This is a genomic window from Arthrobacter sp. sptzw42 (assembly GCF_059089685.1).
Window position 1 is genome coordinate 1 of record NZ_JBNHEX010000019.1, and the last position, 20,823, is coordinate 20,823.

Here is a 20,823-nt window from a genome sequence, read left to right on the forward strand (position 1 = left end):
GGGAGGGGGGGGGGGGGGGGGGGGGGGTTCGTTGGGGGGGGTGGGATGGGCGTTCCCCCACCAGGCGCCCCCCCCCCCCCCCCCGGCGGTTACTTCAGGGTGAAGCCCTGCTCGGTCGCGTACTGCTCGAGGGATGCCTGGAGATCATCGAGGGCCTTGCCCGCGTCCTTCTCGCCCTGGACCATCGAGTAGAGCTGCACCGTCAACTGGTCGTAGGCGTAGTTCTGGAACGGGCTGAAGGTTGCGCCCTCATAGCCCGCAGCTGCCTTCAGGAAAACGTCCTTGTTGATCTGCTGCCCGCCGAAGAACGGGTATTCCTTGTTGGCGAACTCCTCGGAATCAAGGACGGGCGAGTATGAGGGGAACAAAGCTCCCTTGTCAACGCCCAGGTTCATGCCTTCTTTGTTCCCGAAGATGCCCATGGCAACCTTCGCTGCCAGTTTCTTGTCTTTGGCCTGCTTAGTCACGGCAAAGGTGGAACCACCCCAGTTGACTTGGACGGGATTTGCTGCGTCCCACTGCGGCAGCGGGGCAGCGCGCCAGACTGCGTTCGGGTCGGCGTCGGACAGGCCCTGCAGGTAGCCAGGGCCCCAGGCAGCGGCGAGGTAGACGGCGTATGAGCCGTCGACGAGCTTGGTGTTGTAGTCCGCGGTGAAGGCGTCGTCGGTGGCAACCAGCCCCTTCTTGACCAGTCCTTCCCAGTACTTCAGGACGTCCTTGGCGCCTTGGTCATTGACCTTGATTCCTATTTCCTGTGGGTTGGCGGAGTCGTATTCGAACGGCACGGAACCGGCCTGGGCGAACAGGGCCTGGTTGAATGCACGCCCGTTGGTGGGGAAGTCGGCCATGACAGCACCGTTGCCGGACTCCTTCAACTTTTGGGCGGCGGCCTCGAACTCTGCCCAGGTTGTCGGCACCTGCATGCCCGCTGCTTCAAAGATGTCCTGACGGTAGAGCATTCCCATGGGGCCGCCGTCGACGGGAATGGCATACACGGCATCCCCGCTCGAGGCGTCTTCCCAGGCGCCCTCGGCGTACTGATCCTTGACGTCGTTGGCACCGAATTCGGTGAGGTCCACAAGTGCATCGCGGATGGTAAAGCTGGAAAGGACTTCCGACTCGAGCTGGATCACATCGGGTGCGCCTGAGCCGGACTCGATCGAGGTCGAAAATTTGGTGTACTCATCGTTGCCCTGGCCCGCGTTGGTCCAGCAAATCTGCACATCGTTGTTGGTCTTGTTGAAGTTGTCGACAACCTCGTTGAACGCAGGGTACCAGGCCCAAACAGTTACCTGCGGGGCCTCCGCATTAACAATGGTGTTGGTGCATGACGCAGCTTCGGAACCGCCTGCGCTTCCGCCGGAGCAGCCGGTCAGTGCTGCAGCAGTGGCGGCGACGATGCCAACCGATGCCAGGAACTTGGCTTTCATATCTCTTGCTTCCTCTCGCGGTGGCATTCCACCGTGGTCGCCCGTGGGCGGCCGGTCCGGGTGCTTCAGGAAGGAAGATCGCCGGACACCAGTGCTGTGCCACTGAATCTTCCTTGATCCGGGCCCGTCCTCCTGCTGGACAACCTCTGGCGAGGGATGCCGCAGGTGCCGGCGCCGTTCTTTACATCGTTGTAGGTAAACGTTGTAGAAGAATCATGCCTAGTGAGTCCCGTCACTGTCAAGCAGCTGGGGCTGAAACTTTCTCTAGAGTGCAGTCAGGCGGGCAATGCTGAAGATTCACGCTCAATGACCTGGAACCGTGCTTCGTACTCACGCGGCGGCGCGCCGACTTCAAGCCCCGAGATCCGTTCCTGCAGGACACGCACCGCGGTGTCGGCAATTTCGTCCCTGCCGGGATCGATCGTTGACAGGGTGGGCAGCGAATACCTGCCCTCGTCCAGATCGTCGAAACCGATTACAGCGACGTCGTCGGGTATCCGCCGGCCTGCTTCCTGGAGCACGCGCATCGCTCCGAGCGCCAAAGTATCGTTCAAACCGAACACAGCATCGAACTCAACGTTAGTTGCGAGCAGTTCCCGCATTGATGTCGCTCCGTTGGAGCGGTGCCAGAAGGTGGTGTATGCCACCAGTTCCGGATCGAACGGGATGCCGGCTTCTTCGAGCGCCTGCTGGTAGCCCCGCAGGCGGAGTCCAGCGGAGCCGATGACCTCACCCTCGTGCGCGCCGACTACGGCGATGCGCCGGCGGCCTTTCGACAGCAGGTGTGCCGTGGCGGCACGCGCTGACTCCACATTGCTCATGGTCACGTGGTCGGTTGGACCACCGAATATGCGTTCACCGAGGAGCACGAGCGGAAAATTGACGTTGAGGTACGGGGCGTCCTCGTTTGACATGCCCAAGGGGCTGAACAGCAGTCCGTCAGTCATTTGGAGCCGTGGGCTGGAGAGGATCTCGAGTTCGTGGGCGCGGTCCCCGTCGGTCTGCTCGATGAGGACTTTGAGGCCCCGGCGCGCAGCGGCCTTGATGACTGAATCCGCCAGTTCGGCGAAGTAGCTCAGGGAAAGCTCGGGGACAGCGAGTCCGATCACGCCGGTCCTGCCGGAACGCAGGCTTCGCGCGGACATGTTGGGGCTGTAGCCAAGCTCGGCGATAGCCTCCATGACCCGCTTTTTGGTGTCTGTGCGGATGTGCGGGTAGTCGTTGATGACATTAGAGACCGTTTTGATAGACACGCCCGCCGCCAGTGCAACGTCCTTTAGTGTGGCCGCCATGCCGCTCCCTGAGATCCTGACGTGATGCCCTGTACGTCACGTATGGTAGAAAGTCTACAACGTTGTAGGGTTGCCCGGGCCGCTTCCAGTTGGCACCGGCCCCTTCACCCTACGTCGCGACACCGGCCAGACAAGGACGACCATGATCGAGGAACAGGTACGGGACAGGCTCAACTGGGCAGGTAACTATGAGTTTCAGGCCCGGTCAATGGAGCATCCCAGATCACTCCCCGACCTTCAGCGTGCGGTGGCGCGGGCCAGCCGCGTAAGCGCCCTTGGGTCACGGCACTCGTTCAATGACATCGCGGACACCTCGGGAACCCTGGTGTCCCTAGATGTCCTCGATCCGGGCATTGAGGTGGACGAGGCTGCGCTGACGGTTACAGTTTGCGCGGGGGTCCGGTACGGAGTCCTCGCCGGGTACCTGCAACGCCAAGGCTTCGCCCTCCACAACCTCGCATCCCTGCCCCACATCTCGATCGGCGGCGCTATCGCGACTGCAACCCACGGTTCCGGGAACAGGAACGGCAACCTCGCCACCGCTGTTGTCGCGCTGGAGCTGGTTACTGCCTCTGGCGATGTCCTGGTTGTGAACCAGGGCGACCCGGACTTCGAGGGCATGGTCGTGGGACTGGGCGCCCTCGGCGTCATCCACCGCGTAACGCTGAAAATAGAACCGTCATTCGACGTGCGCCAGGACGTCTTCAGGGATGTGCCCTGGGACGCCGTCCTCGCGGACTACAACGCAGCGACGTCATCCGCCTACAGCGTTAGCTTGTTCACAGACTGGGCCGGGGAGGCCATCGGCCAAGTGTGGCTCAAGAGCAGGATGGACGGCGCTGCGGTGCCTATGAGTTTCTACGGCGGCGTGCCCGCGGCCCGGGCCTATCATCCGGTGCCAGGTGTGGCCGCTGACCACTGCACCCAGCAGCTGGGCATTCCCGGGCCATGGTCCGACCGTCTTGCACACTTCCGCCTCGCCTTTACGCCCAGCAGCGGACAGGAGCTCCAGACGGAATACCTCATCGGCCAGGAACACGCCACCGAGGCCATCCGGCGCATGCGGGAGCTTGCGCCGAAAATCACCCCTTTGCTGCAAGTCTCCGAGGTGCGGTCAATGGCAGCTGATGAGCTGTGGCTTAGCAACAACTACCAGCGCGCCGGAATCGGCCTCCACTTCACGTGGAAGCCGCTTCAGATGGAGGTCGAGGCGCTGCTGCCCGAACTTGAGGGCGCGCTCGCGCCACTCGGCATGCGCCCGCACTGGGGCAAGCTGTTTGCGGCGGATGCCGAACAGCTTGCACCGCTGTATCCCAGGTTTGACGATTTCCGGGCTCTCGCGCGGCGCCTGGACCCTGAAGGCAAGTTCCGCAACGCCTTCCTTGACCGAAAAGTCTTCGGGGCAGCCTAAGGTGGGCGCGCCAGGTTTCGCCTGGCCGGACCGAGGGTACCTTTCCTGCAGGACTCAAAGAGGAAGGGTGCCACATGATTGCACTTCTTGTCATTGACATGCAGAACGCGTACTTCGAGGCGCCGGAGCTGGCAGAGCAACAGGAGCAGCTGGTCAAGTCCTGCAACAGGCTGCTCGAAGCTTTCAAGGCCAGCGGGCACAAGGCGTTGATGATCGGCACCGAGCACGAGCGGGACAAATCCACGTGGACGCTGAACATGCTCGATGACGACCAGGGTTTTATCTTCCGCGGCAGTGAGCAGACGCGGGCTGTGCCCGGCCTGGCCATCGACGGCCTGCCCCAGCTGAACAAGACGCGGGACAGCGCCTTCGTGGGTACCAACCTGCTTTCGCGGCTCCGCAACTGGGGCGCCGATGAGGTGGTGCTGGCCGGAGTCTCCACGCACAACTGCATCGCCCAGACCGGCGCAGACGCCTTCGCCCACAACATCCGGGTCACCTACGCGAAGGACGCCATGGCCTCGGAAGACAACCAGGATGCCGCCGACATGCTGCGCATCCTGTCCACCAGTTACCGCCAGCCTGTCCAGTCCAGTGACGAGATCCTGGAGAGGTTGCGCTCCATTTAGTGTGGCCGACGGCGGCACCCCCGAAGTGCCGCCGTCTAAGGGAGAGCCGCTCATAACAAGACTGAAACGTGGCGGAAACGTCCGCCACCTACTGTGGGTCCCACGCCGTCCGCTGGCCGCCGAAGGGACCCTCATGCATCTGATGCCACGTGAGCAGGAAAAGCTGCTGATTGTGGTGGCCGCCGATCTCGCCCGGCGCCGCCAGAGCCGCGGGCTCAAGCTCAACTACCCCGAGGCCGTGGCGATCATCAGCTACGAACTGATCGAGGGCGCACGGGACGGCCGCACGGTGTCAGACCTCATGAGTTACGGCACTTCCTTGCTGAGGCGCGACGACGTTATGGAAGGCGTGCCGGAAATGATCCACGACGTGCAGATCGAAGCGACCTTCCCGGACGGCACCAAGCTCGTCACCGTCCACGATCCCATCCGCTGAAGGGGCAGGCCATGATCCCAGGAGAGTACGTCCTTCGGCCGGAGCCGGTGACGGCGAACGCAGGGCGGGAGGCGATTGACGTCGTCGTGGTTAACACTGGCGACCGTCCCGTGCAGGTGGGCTCGCATTTCCATTTTGCCGAGGCCAATGCTGCCCTCATTTTCGACAGGGGAGCCGCTTATGGCAAGCGCCTGGACATCCCTGCCGGAACTGCCGCCCGCTTCGAACCGGGGGATTCCCGCAACGTGCGGCTGATAGAACTCGCCGGCACCCGGGAAGTGTACGGACTCAGCAACGCCGTGAACGGAAAGCTCGACGGCGGGACGCACCTTGAGGGGCCGCCCCGCCCAGGTGCCGCAGTGGAAGGGGACCAGCAGTGAGTTTCGAGATTCCCCGCCGGCAGTACGCCGACCTTTACGGACCCACTACCGGTGACGCCATCCGGCTTGCAGATACGGATCTGTTCCTCGAAATTGAACGCGACCTCACTGTGTATGGCGAGGAGGTGGTCTTCGGCGGCGGCAAGGTGATCCGCGACGGCATGGGACAGAACGGCCAAATGACGCGGGACGGTGCTGGTTCCGGTGACGGAGTTCCCGACACCGTCATCACCAACGCCGTGATCCTGGACTACACCGGCATATACAAGGCCGACATCGCCCTCAAGGACGGCCACATCCTTAGGATCGGCAAGGCGGGCAACCCCCAGATCACCGACGGCGTGGACATCGTGATCGGAGCGAGCACTGAAATCATTGCCGGCGAGCGCAAGATCCTCACCGCTGGGGGAGTGGACACCCACATCCACTTCATCTCCCCGGACCAGATCCCTACGGCACTGACCAGCGGCATCACCACCATGATCGGCGGCGGCACCGGCCCGGCCGAAGGCACCAAGGCCACCACCGTAACTCCCGGAAAATGGCACATCCAGCGCATGCTGCAGGCGGCCGAAGGCTTTCCCATGAATATCGGCCTGTTCGGCAAGGGACACGCGTCGGCCGTGGAACCCCTCGCGGAACAGATCCGCGCCGGCGCCATCGGGCTGAAAGTCCATGAGGACTGGGGGTCCACCACCTCCTCGATCGACACCTCCCTGACGGTGGCTGACGAATACGACGTGCAGGTGGCCATCCACACGGACACCCTGAACGAGTGCGGCTTCGTGGAGGACACCGTCCGCGCCATCAACGGACGCGTCATCCACACCTTCCACACCGAGGGAGCCGGTGGCGGGCACGCTCCGGACATCATCAGGATTGCCGGGATGCCCAACGTCCTGCCGGCATCCACCAACCCCACCCTTCCGTACACCCGCAACACCATCGAAGAGCACCTGGACATGCTGATGGTGTGCCATCACCTCAACCCGGACATTCCCGAGGACGTGGCGTTCGCGGATTCCCGGATCCGGGCCGAAACCATCGCGGCCGAGGACGTCCTGCAGGACATGGGCATCTTCTCCATCACCTCCTCCGACTCGCAGGCGATGGGACGGGTGGGCGAGGTGATCACCCGCACCTGGCAGGTGGCGGACAAGATGAAGAAGCAGCGGGGGGGATTGCAGGATCCCGACGGCGGTTCCCATGCTTCAGCCGTCGGCTCCGGCGAGGGCAGCGACAACTTCCGGATCAAGCGCTACGTGGCCAAGTACACGATTAACCCGGCTATCGCGCAGGGCATCGCGGATTCCGTTGGTTCCGTGGAGGTGGGCAAGTTCGCCGACCTTGTCCTGTGGGACCCTGCGTTCTTTGGGGTGAAACCCGAGCTCGTGATCAAGGGCGGGCAAATCGCCTATGCCCTGATGGGCGACGCGAACGCCTCCATCCCCACCCCGCAGCCGCGCACCATGCGCCCGATGTTCGGCGCGTTCGGCAAGGCTGTGCAGCAGTGCTCCATCACTTTCCTCTCCCAGGCAGCGGTCGACGCCGGCGTGCCCCACGAGCTGGGGCTGGAAAAGGTCATCAGGCCAGTTTCCGGAATCCGGACGCTGACCAAGGCGGACCTGAAGTACAACGACGCCACCCCGGACATCCAGGTGGATCCCGAAACCTACCAGGTAACGGTCGACGGCGAGGACGTGACGTGTGAGCCCTCCGATGTGCTGCCCATGGCCCAGCGCTACTTCCTCTTCTGACCGCCCCGCCCTGACAACCCCCGGAGCACCACGTGATCATCGAAAAAGTCCTCGGCAACCTGCACGAACTTCCGGACCCGCAGGCCTACGCCAGCCTGCACCAGGAGAAAGTGGTGCTGCCCAGCGCGCAGCTGGTCAAGCGCATCCAGCGGGCCACCACCGACCACGGCAAGGAGATCGGCATCCGGCTGCCCTCCGGCTCCGGCGACCTGCGCGACGGCGATATCCTGCACGCGGAAGAGTCCAACATGATCGTGGTATCCGTGCTGCCCACCGATGTCCTGGTGATCGCGCCCCGCTCGGTATATGAGATGGGCGTGGCGGCGCACTCCCTCGGCAACCGGCACCTGCAGGCACAGTTCTTCGACTCGTCTTCCGAGTACGGGGCCGACGTCATGGTGTGCGCTTACGACCACACCGTCGAGGACTACCTCACCCACGCCGCCGTGCCCTACACCCGCCAGGAACGCGTCATGCCTGTGCCTTTCCGCCATGCTGAACACAGCCACTAGTACCAGCGTCACCTTGGAAGCGGCGGCGGGTGAAGGGGGCTGTGCCCGCTTCGCGGTGCCCACCACGCCGCAGCCCCCTTCACCCGCCACCGCCAGCGTCAGCCGCTATCAGTTGGCCCTTCAGCAGTTGGTTGACTCCGCGCTTCCTACTGGGGCTTTTGCTCACTCTTTTGGCTTTGAGGCGTATATCGATGGTGGGCTCGTTTTTGATGAGGGGTCGTTTGGGGAGTGGTTGTCCGTTTTTGTCTCGCAGCCGCTGACCTACTCCGACGGGTTGGCCGTTCGGTTCTTTTATGAGGGGGTTGATGTTGGGGAGCTGGATTCCTTGCTTACCGCTTCGCTTTTGCCGCGGCAGGTTCGGGAGGCGAGCGTCAAGATGGGCTCCCGGCTGCTTGAGATTGGGGCCGAGGTGTTTCCCTCGGCCGGGTTGGAACTGTACCGGCACCTGGTGACCACCGGCCGTGCCGCCGGGCACCAGCCGCTGGCGTTCGCCGTCGTCGCACGGTCGCTGGGGGTGCCCCTGCAGGAGGCGCTGGCCGCCTACCTTTTCGCCGCCGTGACCTCGCTGACGCAAAACGCCGTCCGCGCCATCCCGCTGGGCCAAAGCGCCGGCCAGCGGCTGCTACGGCGCGCGGCCGACGACGTTGCTGCCGCCGTCGAAAGGATCCCGCACCTGGTGCCGGACGACTTCGGGGCGGTCAGCCCCGGACTGGAAATTTCGCAAATGCGGCACGAACGACAACGTGCCCGGATGTTCATGAGCTGACAGTGCTTGGAAAATCAAAGGAGGACAGCATGACGGAACCCATCAAAATCGGCATCGGCGGACCAGTCGGTGCCGGCAAAACCCAACTCGTGGAGCGGCTCACCCGGCACATGAGCGGTGGGATCTCCATGGCCGCCATCACCAACGACATCTACACCATCGAGGACGCCAAAATCCTCGCCGCCAACGGCATCCTCCCCGAGGACCGGATCATCGGCGTCGAAACCGGCGGTTGCCCGCACACCGCCATCCGCGAAGACACCTCCATGAACACCGCCGCCATCGAGGAACTCAAAGCCAGGCACCCCGGCCTGCAGGTGATCTTCGTCGAATCCGGCGGAGACAACCTGTCCGCAACCTTCAGCCCCGAACTCGTCGACTTCTCCATCTACATCATCGACGTCGCCCAAGGCGAAAAAATCCCCCGCAAAGCCGGCCAGGGCATGATCAAATCCGACCTCTTCATCATCAACAAAACCGACCTTGCACCGCACGTGGGAGCTGATCTCGCCGTCATGGAACGCGACTCCAAGGAATTCCGCGGGACCAAGCCGTTCTGCTTCACCAACCTCAAAACAGATGACGGACTGGACGCAGTCATCGAATGGGTTCGGCGGGATGTCCTGATGCTCGATCTGGCTTCGTGAGTACGACGGCGGCCCACTTGGGTCCGGCCGCTTCACCGGGTGCCGGGCTGGGTTGGGCGGCTTCGCCGGACTTTGGGCCATGCCCGGCCCACCACGCCGCGGCCCCAAAATCCGGCCTCGCCACCTCAGTGCCTTCGTCACCTATGGGGGAGCTCGCCATAAGTATTGAGCAGCGAGGCGGTCGGTCGGTCGCTTTGCATCAATATCATCGGGGCGCTCTTCGGATACTCAGGCCCCATTATCTCGATGACTCCGGACAGGTTTGTTATGTCATCGTAAATCCAGGCGGGGCTTATCTTGGGGCTGATCTTTTTCTCCTCGATGTTGAAGTTGGGGACGGCGCTGATCTCCTGCTCACCACGCAGTCTGCGACGAAGGTGTACAAAACTCCCGGCTCTTTTGCTGAGCAGCGACTGGTTGTCCGGCTGAGGGAGCGGGCCCGGCTGGAGCTGGTACCTGACCAGCTCATCGCCTATCGGGAGGCGAGCTACCGGCAACGGACGCTGGTAACGGTGCGGCCGTCGTCGTCGCTGGTGATGGCGGAAGTGGTGACGCCCGGCTGGTCACCCGACGGAGCCACGTTCCAGTACGAGGAACTGCGCCTGCGGAACGAACTCCTGGTTGAGACGGAAGAAGGCAACCAGCTGCTGGCGCTGGACAACCTGCTCATCCGGCCGCCGACGGGAAATGTCACCGGCCTGGGTTTCATGGAAGGCTTAAGCCACCTCGGTTCCCTGATCGTGGTGGACCCGCGCGTAGACCAGGCGCTCGCTGATGAGCTGCACGGCGCCGCGTCGGAACACGAAGCACTTACTGGAATCTCGCTGACCGGAAGCGTAGCTGGAACAACCGGGCTGGTACTCCGCTCGCTGTCCAACAGCACGGGCGAACTGAACCAGCTCCTTGGCGCCTGCACCGCCCTCCTCCGGAAACGGTGGTACGGACAGGAACCACTGAACCTCAGGAAGCACTGATGACAGCCCTCACGAACATCACCAGCCTTTACCGCTACCGGGAAACATTGCCGCTGCGGACCCGCCTGCTGTGCTTGTTTGGTGCGGTGGCCGCGTTGCACGCAGCCGCCGTCGTACTGCTCCTCGCTGGCAACATGGGCACCGCAGGCGGCGTAGGAACCCGCGGCACCGCCGGTACCCCGGGGGAGGCCGGGGTGCAAGCCCTTTCGTGGGGCCTGGTCCTGACTGCATACCTGGCGGGCGTGAAACACAGCTACGACTGGGACCACCTGGCAGCCATCGACAACTCCACCCGCAAGTTTGTCGCCAGCCGCCAGGATCCGGTCAGTGTCGGCTTCGCCTTCAGCCTGGGACACAGCTCCGTGGTAACTCTGGCAGGCATGCTTGTTATCGCCGGCGCAGCCGTCGTGGGGGAGTTCATGCAGGACGGGTCCGCCGGAAACCAGGTGCTCGGGCTGATCGGCAGCGGCGTTTCCGGGTTGTTCCTGTTGGCGATGGGTCTCTTCAACGGCTCCGCCTTCGCCCGGTCGGCCCAGGCCTACCGCCGGGCCCGGGCCGGCGCGGCAATCGACCCCGGGGACCTTGAACCGAAGGGGCTTATGGCGCGGCTGCTCGCCCGGCCGCTGTCCAGGGTGCGGCAGCCGCGGAACATCTACGTCATCGGTTTCCTGTTCGGACTGGGCTTTGACACGGCGACTACCATCGGCCTGCTCATGATGACGACGGCGGCCTCCCTGGCCGGGGTACCGCCCTTCGCCCTGCTGGCGCTGCCGCTGGCATTCACCGCAGCCATGACCCTGTGCGACTCAGTCAACGGCGTAGCCATGATGCGGATGTACCGCTCGGCGCTGGAAGACCCGCAGCGGAAACTGGGCTTCAACGCCCTGGTGACCGGGATATCGGCGGTGTCCGCGTTGTTCATCGCCGTGATCACACTCGGCGGCTTCTTCAACGCCGCCTTCGCGCTTGAGGATCCCTTGACCCTGTGGCTGGGATCCGTCGATCTGGGCGACGCCGGCCTGTTGCTGGCAGGACTGCTGCTGGCGGTCTGGGCCGGGGAAGCGTTTAAGGGACGGGCACAGGGGGGCTCAAAACAACAGCACTAATCAGGCGGCCATCCGCCCCATCATCTTCCGGTGCGGGCGGCCCTTCCCTCCCGTCGGGGCCTTGGAAGCCGGAGCCTTCGCAGCCGGGGCCTTCGCGGAGGCGGCTGCCTTTGCCTGCTCGGAAACCCGTGCCGGGGATCGCAGGGCAACATGGCCGCCGTCGGGGACTGCACTGTCAGCGTGCAAGTGGACCCCGTGCTCGATAAGGACGCCGGCTCCAATCCGCGAGTGGCTGCCGATATGCGCCCGGTTTCCGATCACCGTTCCGCGGCCAATCCGCACACCGTCACCAATAACGGAACGGTCGCCGATGGTGGCATCGCGGTCGATCCAGCTGCCGTGGCCAATCCGGCAGCCCGAGCCGATCCGGGCACCGTACTCCACGTAGGTCATCGGTCCGATGCGCGCGCTTTCGGCCACTGTTGCACCGGGGGCGGTCAGGCCTCCACCGTTGGCGTGGCGGGCATATCGGGTGACCTTTCCGGCGTCGTCTTCAACTGAGACATACTTCGCGTTCATTACATCCCTCGTTTACGCGCGGTAACTTACCGCACAGTCAGTTAACGGTCCGGAACTCAAAGTGATTCCCGGCGGGACTGCGCATGGGAGGGGCCGGCAAATCAGCCGGAAAGCTGCCGCTAAGCGACGAGGTTGGCTGCGGCCGAGTCCATGTGGGCACGGATGGTGTTCCGGGCGAGCGAGGCGTCGCCTGTTTCGATGGCTGCCACGATGTCGCGGTGGCGGTCCACGCTCATGTTTTTGACGCCCTTTTCCAGGCCGCCGAACATGATGGACATCCGGATGGAACCTTCCAGGGACTGCCAGGAGTGAAGCAGCGTCTCGTTGCCGGTCAGGCGGCACAGCGTCCGGTGGAACTCCATATCGGATTCGATCCGCTCTTCCAGTGACGCGTCCTGGGCGGCCTCCATCACGTCGATGGTTTTGTGGAGCGCTTCGATGGCATGGGCGCGGTCAGGAAGTTCGCAAAGGGTGCGCGCGGCAAGGGATTCAAGGGCGGCCCGGACGGCGAAGATGTCCCGGATTTCCTTTTCATCCAGGTGCCGGACAGACAGCCTGCCGCGTGGCCCGGCGGAGAGCAGGCCTTCCTGTTCGAGCTGGCGCAGCGCTTCACGCAGGGTTCCCCGGCTGATTTGCAGCATGTCAGACAGTTCGGTTTCCACCAGGTGCCGCCCGGGCGCAAGTTCACCGCTCGTGATGGCGGTCCTCAGTGCCGAAAGCGCCTGCTCGCGCAGGCTTTTCTTTTGCAGTCCCAGCAGGGGAGCTGTCAGTCCGGCCATCGCGTCTGTCCTTCAGTGTTGTAAGTCGACTGTTTACAGTCGGGTTTAGTTCCGATAGTACGGCAGAAAGCACGGCCCCGGGCTGGACCGGTGCCGTGCTTTCTGTTTCTGAAGGCGCGCTTAGCCGAGTTCGGCGAGGACCCTGGCGACGATGCGGTCCACAGCAAGGCCGTAGCGGTCATGGAGGGTGGGCAGTGCTCCGGCATCGAGGAACTCGTCCGGCAGCGCGACGGGAACCACGCGCTTGCCTACTCCTGCGGTGACGACGGCGGAGGCGACGGTTTCGAACAGGCCGCCCACCACGGAGTGGTTCTCGAGTGTGACAGCGAGCCGGTCTGTGTTGATTTCGGCGAGGACGGTAGCGGCGTCGAAGGGCTTGATGGTGGGGGTGTGGACGACGGCCACGTCCACGTTGTGGGCTTCGAGGGCCTTTGCTGCCTGCAGGGCGCGCATGGTCATCAGGCCCGAGGAGATGAACACGACGTCGTTGCCGCCGCGGAGGACCTTGGCCTTGCCGAGTTCGAACGTGTAGTCGTACTCGTCCAGGACGGTGGGGACGTTGCCGCGCAGCAGGCGCAGGTAGGTGGGCCCGTTACTTGCGGCCAGCTGCGGGACGGCCTGCTCGATGTCAATTGAGTCGCAGGGGTCCACGATGGTCAGGTTGGGCATGCCGCGGAAGATCGCCATGTCCTCGGTTGCCTGGTGGCTGGGGCCGTACCCGGTGGTCAGGCCCGGCAGGCCGCCGACAATGTTCACGTTCAGGTTCGGCTCGGCGGCGTCCAGGCAGAGGAAGTCGTAGGCGCGGCGGGCGGCGAACACTGAGTAGGTGGAGGCGAACGGTACGAGCCCTGTTTCGGCCAGGCCGGCGGCGGCGCCGAAGAGGAGCTGTTCGGCCATGCCCATCTGGAAGAACCGCTCCGGGAAAGCCTTGGCGAAGATGTGCATGTCCGTGTACTTGCCCAGGTCCGCCGTCAGGCCGACGATCTTGTCGTTCTCCTGGGCGGCCTTGACCAGGGCGTGCCCGAACGGGGCGGGCGCTGTCTTTTGGTCGGGGTCGGCGAAGGAGGCAATCATCGCCGATGTCTTCAGCTTCGGCTTGGCGGCTGTTGTTGTGTCTGGGGCCTCGGTGGTGGTGCTCATGCTGAAGCCTTTCCTTCGTAGCCTGCGGTGAGTTGCTCGCGGCAGGTCTGCCATTCGTTCTCTTCGATGCGCATGAAGTGCGCCTTTTCGCGGTTCTCCAGCAGCGGGACGCCGCGGCCCACCTTGGTGTCGCACAGGATCACGGAAGGACGTCCGACGGCGGCGGCCTGGGCGGCTGCGTTGTCGAACGCTTCCAGCAGCGCGGCCACGTCGTTGCCGTCCACCCGCTGGGTGTACCAGCCGAACGATTCCCACTTTTCGGTCACCGGTTCGGTGCGGAGTACGGTGTCCGTCTTGCCGTCGGCCTGCAGGGCGTTGATGTCCACCATCGCGGTCAGGTTGCCCAGCTGGTGGTGGTGGGCGCCCATGGCGGCCTCCCAGGTGGAGCCCTCGTCGAGTTCGCCGTCGGAGAGGAAGTTGAAGACCCGTGCGTTGGAGCCCTGGTAGCGCAGGCCCAGGGCCATGCCGACGGCGATGGTCAGGCCGTGGCCCAGGGAGCCGCCGGAGATTTCCATGCCGGGGGTGTAGGTGGACATCCCGGACATCGGCAGGCGGGAATCGTCGGAGCCGTAGGTTTCCAGTTCCTCGACCGGGACGATCCCGGCCTCGGCGAGGGCCGCGTAGTGGCCGATGGCGTAGTGGCCGGTGGAGAGCAGGAACCGGTCGCGGGCCTCCCAATGCGGATCCTCAGCGCGGAAGTTCAACTGGTCCCCGTAGACGGTGGCGAGCATGTCCGCCGCACCCAAAGCCTGCCCTACGTAGCCCTGTCCCTGCACCTCACCCATGTTCAGGGCGTGGTGACGGATCCGGTACGCGGCCGCACTGACTTGCGCGATTCGATCCCGCGTCACATGGCCCACGGTGGCCTGGTCCTGGACGTTCTCTACTGACATTGCTGACTCCGTTGTTGTGTCGTGGATGACGGTCACTAGACGCTCACCGTGTTGGGGGTGCTTTTGGTGATCTCGTCTGCGAGCTGGCGCTCCCGCTTGCCCCAGGTTTCGCGGGTCGCGACAGCGGCCCAGAGTCCAATGGCTGCGTAGGTTCCGAAGAGCAGGGCGGGACCCATCCAGCCGAAGCTAACGAACAACAAAGTGGTGACGAACGGGGTGAAGCCCGAAACCATGGCGGAGATCTGGTAGGCCAGGGAAGCGCCTGAAGCGCGGGTCTTGGCCTGGAAGAGTTCCGGGAACCAGGCTCCCTGGGCACCGGCGAGCGAGTTCTGGCAGACGGCGTAAGAGATGGCGATGGTCGCTATCACAGCGATAAACAGGCCGGTATTGACCATCAGGAACATGGGTACTGCAAACAGGACGGCGAAGGCGCAGGACCAGATGTACACAGGGCGGCGCCCGATCCTGTCCGTCAGCCGGGCCCAGGCGGCGGTGGCGAAGATGCCGATGAAGGATGCAATGCAGAGGGCTACAAGGGTTTCAGTCTTGTCCGCCAGTTGCTCGGTGTGCAGGTAGGAAATCATGTAGGTGATGGACACGGCGTAGCCGGCAGTTTCAGCAACTCGCAGGCCGATGCCCTTCACAATGTTGCGCCAGTCGGTCTTGATGACCTCAACGATGGGGGACTTGACGATGTCGCCGCTGTCCCTGACTTCATCGAAGACGGGGGACTCGGGAACCTTGGAGCGGATGATCAGGCCCACTGCCACCAGTACGATGCTGGCCAGGAAGGGAACACGCCAGGCGAGTTCGCCGCCGAGGTTCACGCTTACGAGGAAGACGAGGTTGGCCAGCAGCAGGCCTACCGGGAAGCCGGCCTGGACGATGCCGGTGTACTTGCCCTTGGACTTCCACGGCGCGTGCTCGTAGCTCATCAGGATGGCGCCACCCCATTCGGCACCGAAGGCCAGGCCCTGGACAATGCGGACGAACACCAGCAGCGCCGGGGCGAGCAGGCCAACCTGCTCGTAGGTGGGAAGCAGGCCGATCAGGAACGTGGCCACGCCCATGAGGATCAGCGACGCCACCAGGACGGGCTTGCGTCCCACCTTGTCGCCAAGATGGCCGCCAATAATGCCACCCAGGGGACGGGCGGCAAAGCCTACACCCAGGGTTGCGAAGGCCGCCAGTGTCCCGGTGACGGGGTCACCAGTGGGGAAGAAGGCTGTACCGAAGTACAGGGCCGCAGCTGTGCCGAAGCCGATGAAGTCGTATGTCTCGATGACTGCGCCGACGCCAGAGCCGACTGCAACACGCTTTGCGTCCTTAGTGCCGTGCACATGGCCGCGCATTTTGAGAGCTTCGTTGCTCATGGTGGGTTTCCTTCCGAAAAGCGACTGATGCAAGCCTGCCGCTGTCGACTGTTAACGATGCTACGCCTCAAGTGTGACGGGGATCATTTCCACTGTCAACAGTCAACTCTAAAGGTTGACTGTTGACACGAGCGCTCCGTATTGTGGTCCCATCACTGCTGCACCTGGGACGGAAGTCCGATGTCGTGCGAAACCACCAAGGAGCAATCATGACCACCATCCAGCGCACCGCCGTCCTCACTGGGGCAACCTCGGACCGGGGTATCGGCATCACCACCGCCCGCCGCTACGCCCGCCAGGGCTGGGCTGTGGTCATCCTGGACCTCGACGGGGAGAGGTCCGCCAAGGTCGCCGCGGAGATCGGCAATGAGTTCAACGTCCCCGCCTTCGGCCACGAGATCGATGTTGCCAACGAAGCCTCCGTCACTACAGCCCACGCGGCGGTGGCAGCCGAGGTTGCGGCAGGCAACCTGCCCCCGGTCGGCGCCCTCGCCAACATTGCCGGCATCACGTCGCCGCTGCCGTTCCTGGAGACCACCCTGGAACTGTGGCACAAGATCATGGACGTAAATGCCACGGGCACATACCTGGTAACCAGGGCCTTCCTGCCGGCCATGATCGACAACGGCTGGGGCCGGATCGTCAACATGTCCTCCGTCTCCGCCCAGCGCGGCGGGGGCGTGTTCGGCAAGGTCCCCTACTCCGCCGCCAAGGCCGCAATCCTCGGCTTCACCAAGGCCCTGGCGCGGGAACTCGGCACCACCGGCGTCACCGTCAACGCCATCACTCCAGGGGCAGTCGACACCAACATCCGCGTGGGCAGCACGGAGGAACAGGAGGCCGCCATCAATGCCGGCATCCCGCTGGGCCGAAACGCGACCACCGAAGAGGTGGCAGCCGTGATCACCTTCCTGTCCTCCGAGGACTCGGCCTACCTCACCGGCACCACCATCGACATCAACGGCGGAAGCCACCTCCACTAAAGGGCTTGGCCGCGGAAGCGCCTGAAGGGACGGAGCGGAGCAGCGGGATGAAGCCGTATCGCTACCACGACTGGAGCCGGTTGATTGGAACGCCGGTGGAGATCCGCAGGGATTTTGGCATCGTACGTGCCGGCACCGTGGATGATGCCATGGCTGATTCCTCAGCCTTGTGGCTGGCGGCGGATGCCGGGGGAGGCAGGGCCCTCTACGCGGCCGCCGAGGGTTTTGAAGTGTGGATCCAGCCTCAGGAGCTCAGCGGGAAACTCTGTTTCAAGATGGCGTTTGCCCAACTCTCGGGGTCCGGTCCCAAGCGGTAAGCGCGAATTCCTGTAGGGACGGTTGGCAGGAATGGTAGTAGTAGGTAGACTGGTCTACCTACTACTACCGCCAAAGGATTGCCGTGACCCCGTCAGCAGTGTCTGAGCCGACCCGAAGATCTGCCCGCGAACTGTTGCTCGCGGCGGCGGCGAAGCTTTTCTATGCACACGGTGTGGGGGCCACGGGCATCGACACCATCACGGCCGAGGCAGGAGTGGCTAAAAAGAGCCTCTACAACAACTTCGCGTCCAAGTCGGACCTGGTAACCGCCTACCTGGAAACCCGGCACGAGGAATGGCTTGGCCTCTACCGGAAACGGTTGGGTAAAGCGTCCGGGCCCAAGGAACACGTGCTGGCCACCTTTGACGCCTACCTCGATCATGCCCGCCTTGCCTACGAGAACGGATTCCGGGGGTGCGGGCTGCTCAACGCCGCGGCGGAACTGCCGGCCGGGAGCCCGGGCCGCCTTTCGGTGAAGCGTCACAAGGAAGAAGTAGAACGCCTCCTCGCAACCCATCTGGCGGAGCTGCTCCCCGGACAGGAAGAGCGCCAGGGGAAACTTGCCCGTCACTTGGCCTTCCTGCTCGAAGGCGCCATGGTCCGTGCGGGACTTGAAGGTGGGGAGACCCGGCTCGTGGAGGCCCGCACCATCGCCGCGCAGTTGCTGGACGAGTTGTGACGGCTTCCACCGGCCGCTTGTCCGGTCCGCTGTGGGGTGCTGTTTTCGTGCTGGCCGCATCGGTACTCTGGGGCACCACGGGAACGGCGGCCACCTTCGCGCCGGCGGTCAGTCCGCTGGCAATCGGTGCGGTGGCGATGGGAGTTGGCGGGTTGCTGCAGGCTCTGTACGCGGCCAGGCCTATCAGCGCCCAATGGGGCCGCTTAAGAGGGCAATGGCCTTTGGTGTCCCTCGGAGCCTCGGCAGTGGCGGTATATCCCCTGGCCTTCTACAGCTCAATGCATCTTGCCGGCGTGGCAGTGGGGACGGTGGTTTCCATCGGCTCGGCCCCGGTGGCGGCAGCGGTGATAGAACGCCTTGCAGACCACAAGCCGCTCACCCGCCGCTGGCTGGCCGGGGCGCTGCTTGGCGTGGCAGGTGCGGTGCTGTTGTCGCTTGCCGGCCACAGGCCCGACGGCGGCGGCGCAGGTCCGGCGGGGGAGTCCTGGGCCGGCCTGGCCGGAATAGCCTTGGGCCTGGTTGCCGGCATCACTTACGCACTCTACTCATGGGCCGCCCATCGACTCATCAATCAGGGCGTTTCCTCCCGTGCCGCGATGGGAACGATGTTCGGAACGGGCGGCCTGCTGTTGATGCCCGTCCTGGTTTTCACCGGCCGTCCGCTGGTGGAATCCTGGTCCAACTTCAGCGTGGGGGCCTACATGGCCCTCGTCCCGATGTTCGCCGGATACGTCCTGTTCGGCTGGGGGCTGGCCCGGGTGCATGCCAGTACCGCCACAGGCCTTTCCCTGCTGGAAACTGTGGTGGCAGCTGCCTTGGCTGTGCTGGTGGTGGGGGAGCGGTTGCCCGCAGTGGCCTGGATTGGCGCGGGGCTTGTCTTGGCGGGACTGATCTTCCTGGTTCCACGTTCTTCATCACGGGGCAGTCAGCACAGCAACAGGGCCGGGCTACGTCGGCTGTCCGCGCCGCCGCCCACGGCTGAAGGTATGCTTCTGCAGCGCGAGGCAGGCGCCCAAAGCCATCAGCAGAAGGCCGGTTACGCCAACGCCAATTTCCGGGCCGCTGAGGCCGGCGATGAAAAGCACAAGGCCGAGCAGGCCAGCGCCTGAACCGTAGTAGAAGCCGGCGCTGAACTGGCGGGAGGGGTAGCCGGAGAGCAGCTCCATCGCCAGGTGTGGATCGTCGGCGATCAGCCCGAGCTCCAGCTCCTTGAGGAGCCTTCGCTCCTCCTCGGACATTGGCATAGGACGCCCTTGAGTCTCATACGGGAGTATCGATACGACCGTAGAATTCTTGTCCTGTTCCGTCAAGAGCCCGGGCCTGGATCACAATTCTCCGCCGCCGCGGTGAGGCCCCAAAGCCCCACTGGCACAGCTCCCGGCTGGCCGAGGTTCCGGACTTAGGCGCAGCACTGTCCTACCGCCGTCGTAATTCTGCGAACTCAAGTGACGGCACAATGGCGCCGGCGTCCCGCTCCACGAAGTTGGTGCCGGGCGGGACAACGTCATCAATCGCATCCAGTACGGACTCACCCAGCCGGACTTCGGCCGCCTTCAGGTATGCCGCCAAGTGCTCTTCGCTGCGCGGTCCAATAATTACGCTGCTGATGGCCGGATGGGACAGGGCGAAACCAACCGAGAGGTCCACCAGCGACAGTTCCAGCTTGTCCGCCAGCCGTGCCAGGGCATCGGCTGCATGCAGCTTGCGCTCGCTGGAGGGGCCGGAGATGTCGTAGCGGCCGGGAAGGGAATGGACCCGGGTGGGTGCCTTGCCGGACTCCAGGACGAAGCTGCCTGACAACCAGCCTCCTGCCAGCGGGCCGTACGCCAGGACACCGAGGGCGTACTGCTGGGCGATGGGGAAGACGTCGCGTTCGTTGGCCCGCACCAGCATCGAGTACGGCACCTGGTTTCCGAGCGGCGGAATCAGGTGGTTGGTGGTGGCAAGCCACTGTGCCTCCACCAGCTGCGCCGGCGTGAACACGGAGGTGCCGTAGTAAAGAATTTTCCCCTGCCGGATCAGGTCGTTGAGGGTGGTGATGGTTTCGAGGACGTCGGTGTTGTAGTCCGGCCGGTGCGCCTGGTACAGGTCGATGCGGTCAGTCTGGAGGCGGCGAAGGCTGCCCTCCACCGCCTGGGTGATCCACCGCCGGGAGTTGCCGGCATGGGCAGGGTTGGGGCTCATCTGGCCGTGGAACTTGGTGGCCAGGAAGACGTCGTCCCGGCGGCCCCGGAGTGCACGCCCCACCACCTGTTCCGATTCGCCCTGGGAGTACACATCGGCCGTGTCGATCGCGGTGATGCCCGAGTCCACCGCCGATTGGATGATCCGGATGCTCTCCTCGGCACCGGTCGGGGCACCGGGGGCCCCGCCCGGTCCTTCCCCGAAGTTCATGGTGCCCAGGGTCAGCGGGCTGATAGGGGTGCCTGATCGCCCGAACACCCGCAATTCGCTGAGGCTCATCTCCGGTCTCCTCCGATATTTTGCGGCATGTTGCTTCCGATGCATGCCCTTGATCGTCACGAGGCTACACAGATTGGCCGGGTACCGGCGGGTTCCCGCCTCGGGGCTTCTCTTTTCGACTTCCGGGGTAACGCAGAGGGCCGGTATGACGAAATATGGAGCGACCGGCTGGCCTGGCGTCGCATATATTGAGGCATGGGCACTCCCAGTAATGAGGAGCAGTTCCTCAAACTGCACGACATGATTATCGGCAGCACCAACGTCAGTGGCTTCCTTGCCGACCTTTTCATCCTGGCTGCTTCGACACTGGGTGAGACGGCCAATTCACACATTGAG

Annotated in this window: 22 protein-coding genes and 1 pseudogene; 14 read left to right on the plus strand and 9 right to left on the minus strand. The window is 64.0% G+C overall.

Annotated features, from left to right (window positions below; translation table 11 throughout):
• Positions 1-89 precede the first annotated feature (89 nt).
• Positions 90-1,430: an ABC transporter substrate-binding protein gene (locus tag AC5RT4_RS17110; RefSeq protein WP_494040476.1), complete on the minus strand. Its 1,341-nt coding sequence runs from the start codon at positions 1,428-1,430 to the stop codon at positions 90-92.
• Between the two features lie 275 nt (positions 1,431-1,705).
• On the minus strand, positions 1,706-2,722 hold the full coding sequence (locus tag AC5RT4_RS17115; protein ID WP_494040477.1) for a LacI family DNA-binding transcriptional regulator: 1,017 nt from the start codon (positions 2,720-2,722) through the stop codon (positions 1,706-1,708).
• 142 nt (positions 2,723-2,864) lie between these two features.
• Here AC5RT4_RS17115 and AC5RT4_RS17120 point away from each other — a divergent pair, with 142 nt between their 5' ends.
• The 10 genes from AC5RT4_RS17120 to AC5RT4_RS17165 all read left to right on the plus strand — a co-directional run bounded on the left by AC5RT4_RS17120 (position 2,865) and on the right by AC5RT4_RS17165 (position 11,340).
• A complete protein-coding gene (locus AC5RT4_RS17120; protein WP_494040478.1) occupies positions 2,865-4,133 on the plus strand; it encodes an FAD-binding protein in 1,269 nt (422 codons plus the stop codon).
• 74 nt (positions 4,134-4,207) lie between these two features.
• Positions 4,208-4,762, plus strand: a complete 555-nt coding sequence (locus AC5RT4_RS17125; protein WP_494106546.1) for a cysteine hydrolase family protein — start codon at positions 4,208-4,210, stop codon at positions 4,760-4,762.
• A gap of 133 nt (positions 4,763-4,895) precedes the next feature.
• The gene (locus AC5RT4_RS17130; RefSeq protein ID WP_494040480.1) at positions 4,896-5,198 is read left to right on the plus strand and encodes an urease subunit gamma; all 303 of its coding nucleotides are present in this window, start codon (positions 4,896-4,898) and stop codon (positions 5,196-5,198) included.
• 11 nt (positions 5,199-5,209) lie between these two features.
• Positions 5,210-5,578: an urease subunit beta gene (locus tag AC5RT4_RS17135; RefSeq protein ID WP_494040481.1), complete on the plus strand. Its 369-nt coding sequence runs from the start codon at positions 5,210-5,212 to the stop codon at positions 5,576-5,578.
• A complete protein-coding gene (ureC, locus tag AC5RT4_RS17140) occupies positions 5,575-7,335 on the plus strand; it encodes an urease subunit alpha (RefSeq protein WP_494040482.1) in 1,761 nt (586 codons plus the stop codon). The genes AC5RT4_RS17135 and ureC overlap by 4 nt, the downstream gene beginning before the upstream one ends.
• Before the next feature lie 32 nt (positions 7,336-7,367).
• Positions 7,368-7,847, plus strand: coding sequence for an urease accessory protein UreE (gene ureE / locus AC5RT4_RS17145; protein WP_494106547.1), 480 nt, complete (start codon positions 7,368-7,370; stop codon positions 7,845-7,847).
• On the plus strand, positions 7,828-8,613 hold the full coding sequence (locus AC5RT4_RS17150) for an urease accessory protein UreF (protein WP_494040484.1): 786 nt from the start codon (positions 7,828-7,830) through the stop codon (positions 8,611-8,613). The genes ureE and AC5RT4_RS17150 overlap by 20 nt, the downstream gene beginning before the upstream one ends.
• A gap of 29 nt (positions 8,614-8,642) precedes the next feature.
• Positions 8,643-9,260, plus strand: coding sequence for an urease accessory protein UreG (gene ureG / locus AC5RT4_RS17155; protein WP_494040485.1), 618 nt, complete (start codon positions 8,643-8,645; stop codon positions 9,258-9,260).
• 143 nt (positions 9,261-9,403) lie between these two features.
• Positions 9,404-10,234 carry an urease accessory protein UreD gene (locus AC5RT4_RS17160; protein ID WP_494106563.1) on the plus strand — a complete coding sequence of 277 codons (831 nt, stop codon included), beginning with the start codon at positions 9,404-9,406 and terminating at the stop codon, positions 10,232-10,234.
• Entirely contained in the window at positions 10,234-11,340 is a 1,107-nt protein-coding gene (locus AC5RT4_RS17165; protein WP_494106548.1) for a HoxN/HupN/NixA family nickel/cobalt transporter, read from the plus strand. Before AC5RT4_RS17160 ends, AC5RT4_RS17165 begins: the two co-directional genes overlap by 1 nt.
• On the opposite strand, the gene AC5RT4_RS17170 is transcribed toward AC5RT4_RS17165, so the two are convergent.
• From AC5RT4_RS17170 to AC5RT4_RS17190, 5 genes are all read right to left on the minus strand, one after another.
• Entirely contained in the window at positions 11,341-11,859 is a 519-nt protein-coding gene (locus tag AC5RT4_RS17170; RefSeq protein WP_494106549.1) for a transferase, read from the minus strand.
• Positions 11,860-11,978: 119 nt separating this feature from the next.
• Complete coding sequence (locus AC5RT4_RS17175; RefSeq protein WP_494040488.1) at positions 11,979-12,638, minus strand: GntR family transcriptional regulator; 660 nt, start codon at positions 12,636-12,638, stop codon at positions 11,979-11,981.
• Positions 12,639-12,758: 120 nt separating this feature from the next.
• A complete protein-coding gene (locus AC5RT4_RS17180; protein ID WP_494106550.1) occupies positions 12,759-13,778 on the minus strand; it encodes a transketolase family protein in 1,020 nt (339 codons plus the stop codon).
• The gene (locus AC5RT4_RS17185) at positions 13,775-14,671 is read right to left on the minus strand and encodes a transketolase (RefSeq protein ID WP_494106551.1); all 897 of its coding nucleotides are present in this window, start codon (positions 14,669-14,671) and stop codon (positions 13,775-13,777) included. Before AC5RT4_RS17185 ends, AC5RT4_RS17180 begins: the two co-directional genes overlap by 4 nt.
• A 35-nt stretch (positions 14,672-14,706) precedes the next feature.
• The gene (locus AC5RT4_RS17190) at positions 14,707-16,044 is read right to left on the minus strand and encodes an MFS transporter (protein WP_494040491.1); all 1,338 of its coding nucleotides are present in this window, start codon (positions 16,042-16,044) and stop codon (positions 14,707-14,709) included.
• Between the two features lie 209 nt (positions 16,045-16,253).
• Here AC5RT4_RS17190 and AC5RT4_RS17195 point away from each other — a divergent pair, with 209 nt between their 5' ends.
• The 4 genes from AC5RT4_RS17195 to AC5RT4_RS17210 all read left to right on the plus strand — a co-directional run bounded on the left by AC5RT4_RS17195 (position 16,254) and on the right by AC5RT4_RS17210 (position 19,133).
• Entirely contained in the window at positions 16,254-17,027 is a 774-nt protein-coding gene (locus tag AC5RT4_RS17195) for an SDR family NAD(P)-dependent oxidoreductase (protein WP_494106552.1), read from the plus strand.
• 47 nt (positions 17,028-17,074) lie between these two features.
• Complete coding sequence (locus tag AC5RT4_RS17200; RefSeq protein WP_494106553.1) at positions 17,075-17,344, plus strand: hypothetical protein; 270 nt, start codon at positions 17,075-17,077, stop codon at positions 17,342-17,344.
• A gap of 83 nt (positions 17,345-17,427) precedes the next feature.
• The gene (locus AC5RT4_RS17205; protein ID WP_494106554.1) at positions 17,428-18,024 is read left to right on the plus strand and encodes a TetR/AcrR family transcriptional regulator; all 597 of its coding nucleotides are present in this window, start codon (positions 17,428-17,430) and stop codon (positions 18,022-18,024) included.
• Positions 18,021-19,133, plus strand: coding sequence for a DMT family transporter (locus tag AC5RT4_RS17210; protein WP_494106555.1), 1,113 nt, complete (start codon positions 18,021-18,023; stop codon positions 19,131-19,133). The genes AC5RT4_RS17205 and AC5RT4_RS17210 overlap by 4 nt, the downstream gene beginning before the upstream one ends.
• Here the strand turns inward: AC5RT4_RS17210 and AC5RT4_RS17215 are convergent.
• Together AC5RT4_RS17215 and AC5RT4_RS17220 are read right to left on the minus strand one after the other, a co-directional pair.
• Positions 19,089-19,268 (minus strand): annotated as a pseudogene (locus AC5RT4_RS17215) (DUF3040 domain-containing protein); the annotation flags it as partial. The gene AC5RT4_RS17210 and the pseudogene AC5RT4_RS17215 sit on opposite strands and share 45 nt — an antisense overlap.
• A gap of 172 nt (positions 19,269-19,440) precedes the next feature.
• Positions 19,441-20,487: an aldo/keto reductase gene (locus AC5RT4_RS17220; RefSeq protein ID WP_494106556.1), complete on the minus strand. Its 1,047-nt coding sequence runs from the start codon at positions 20,485-20,487 to the stop codon at positions 19,441-19,443.
• Positions 20,488-20,823: the final 336 nt, after the last annotated feature.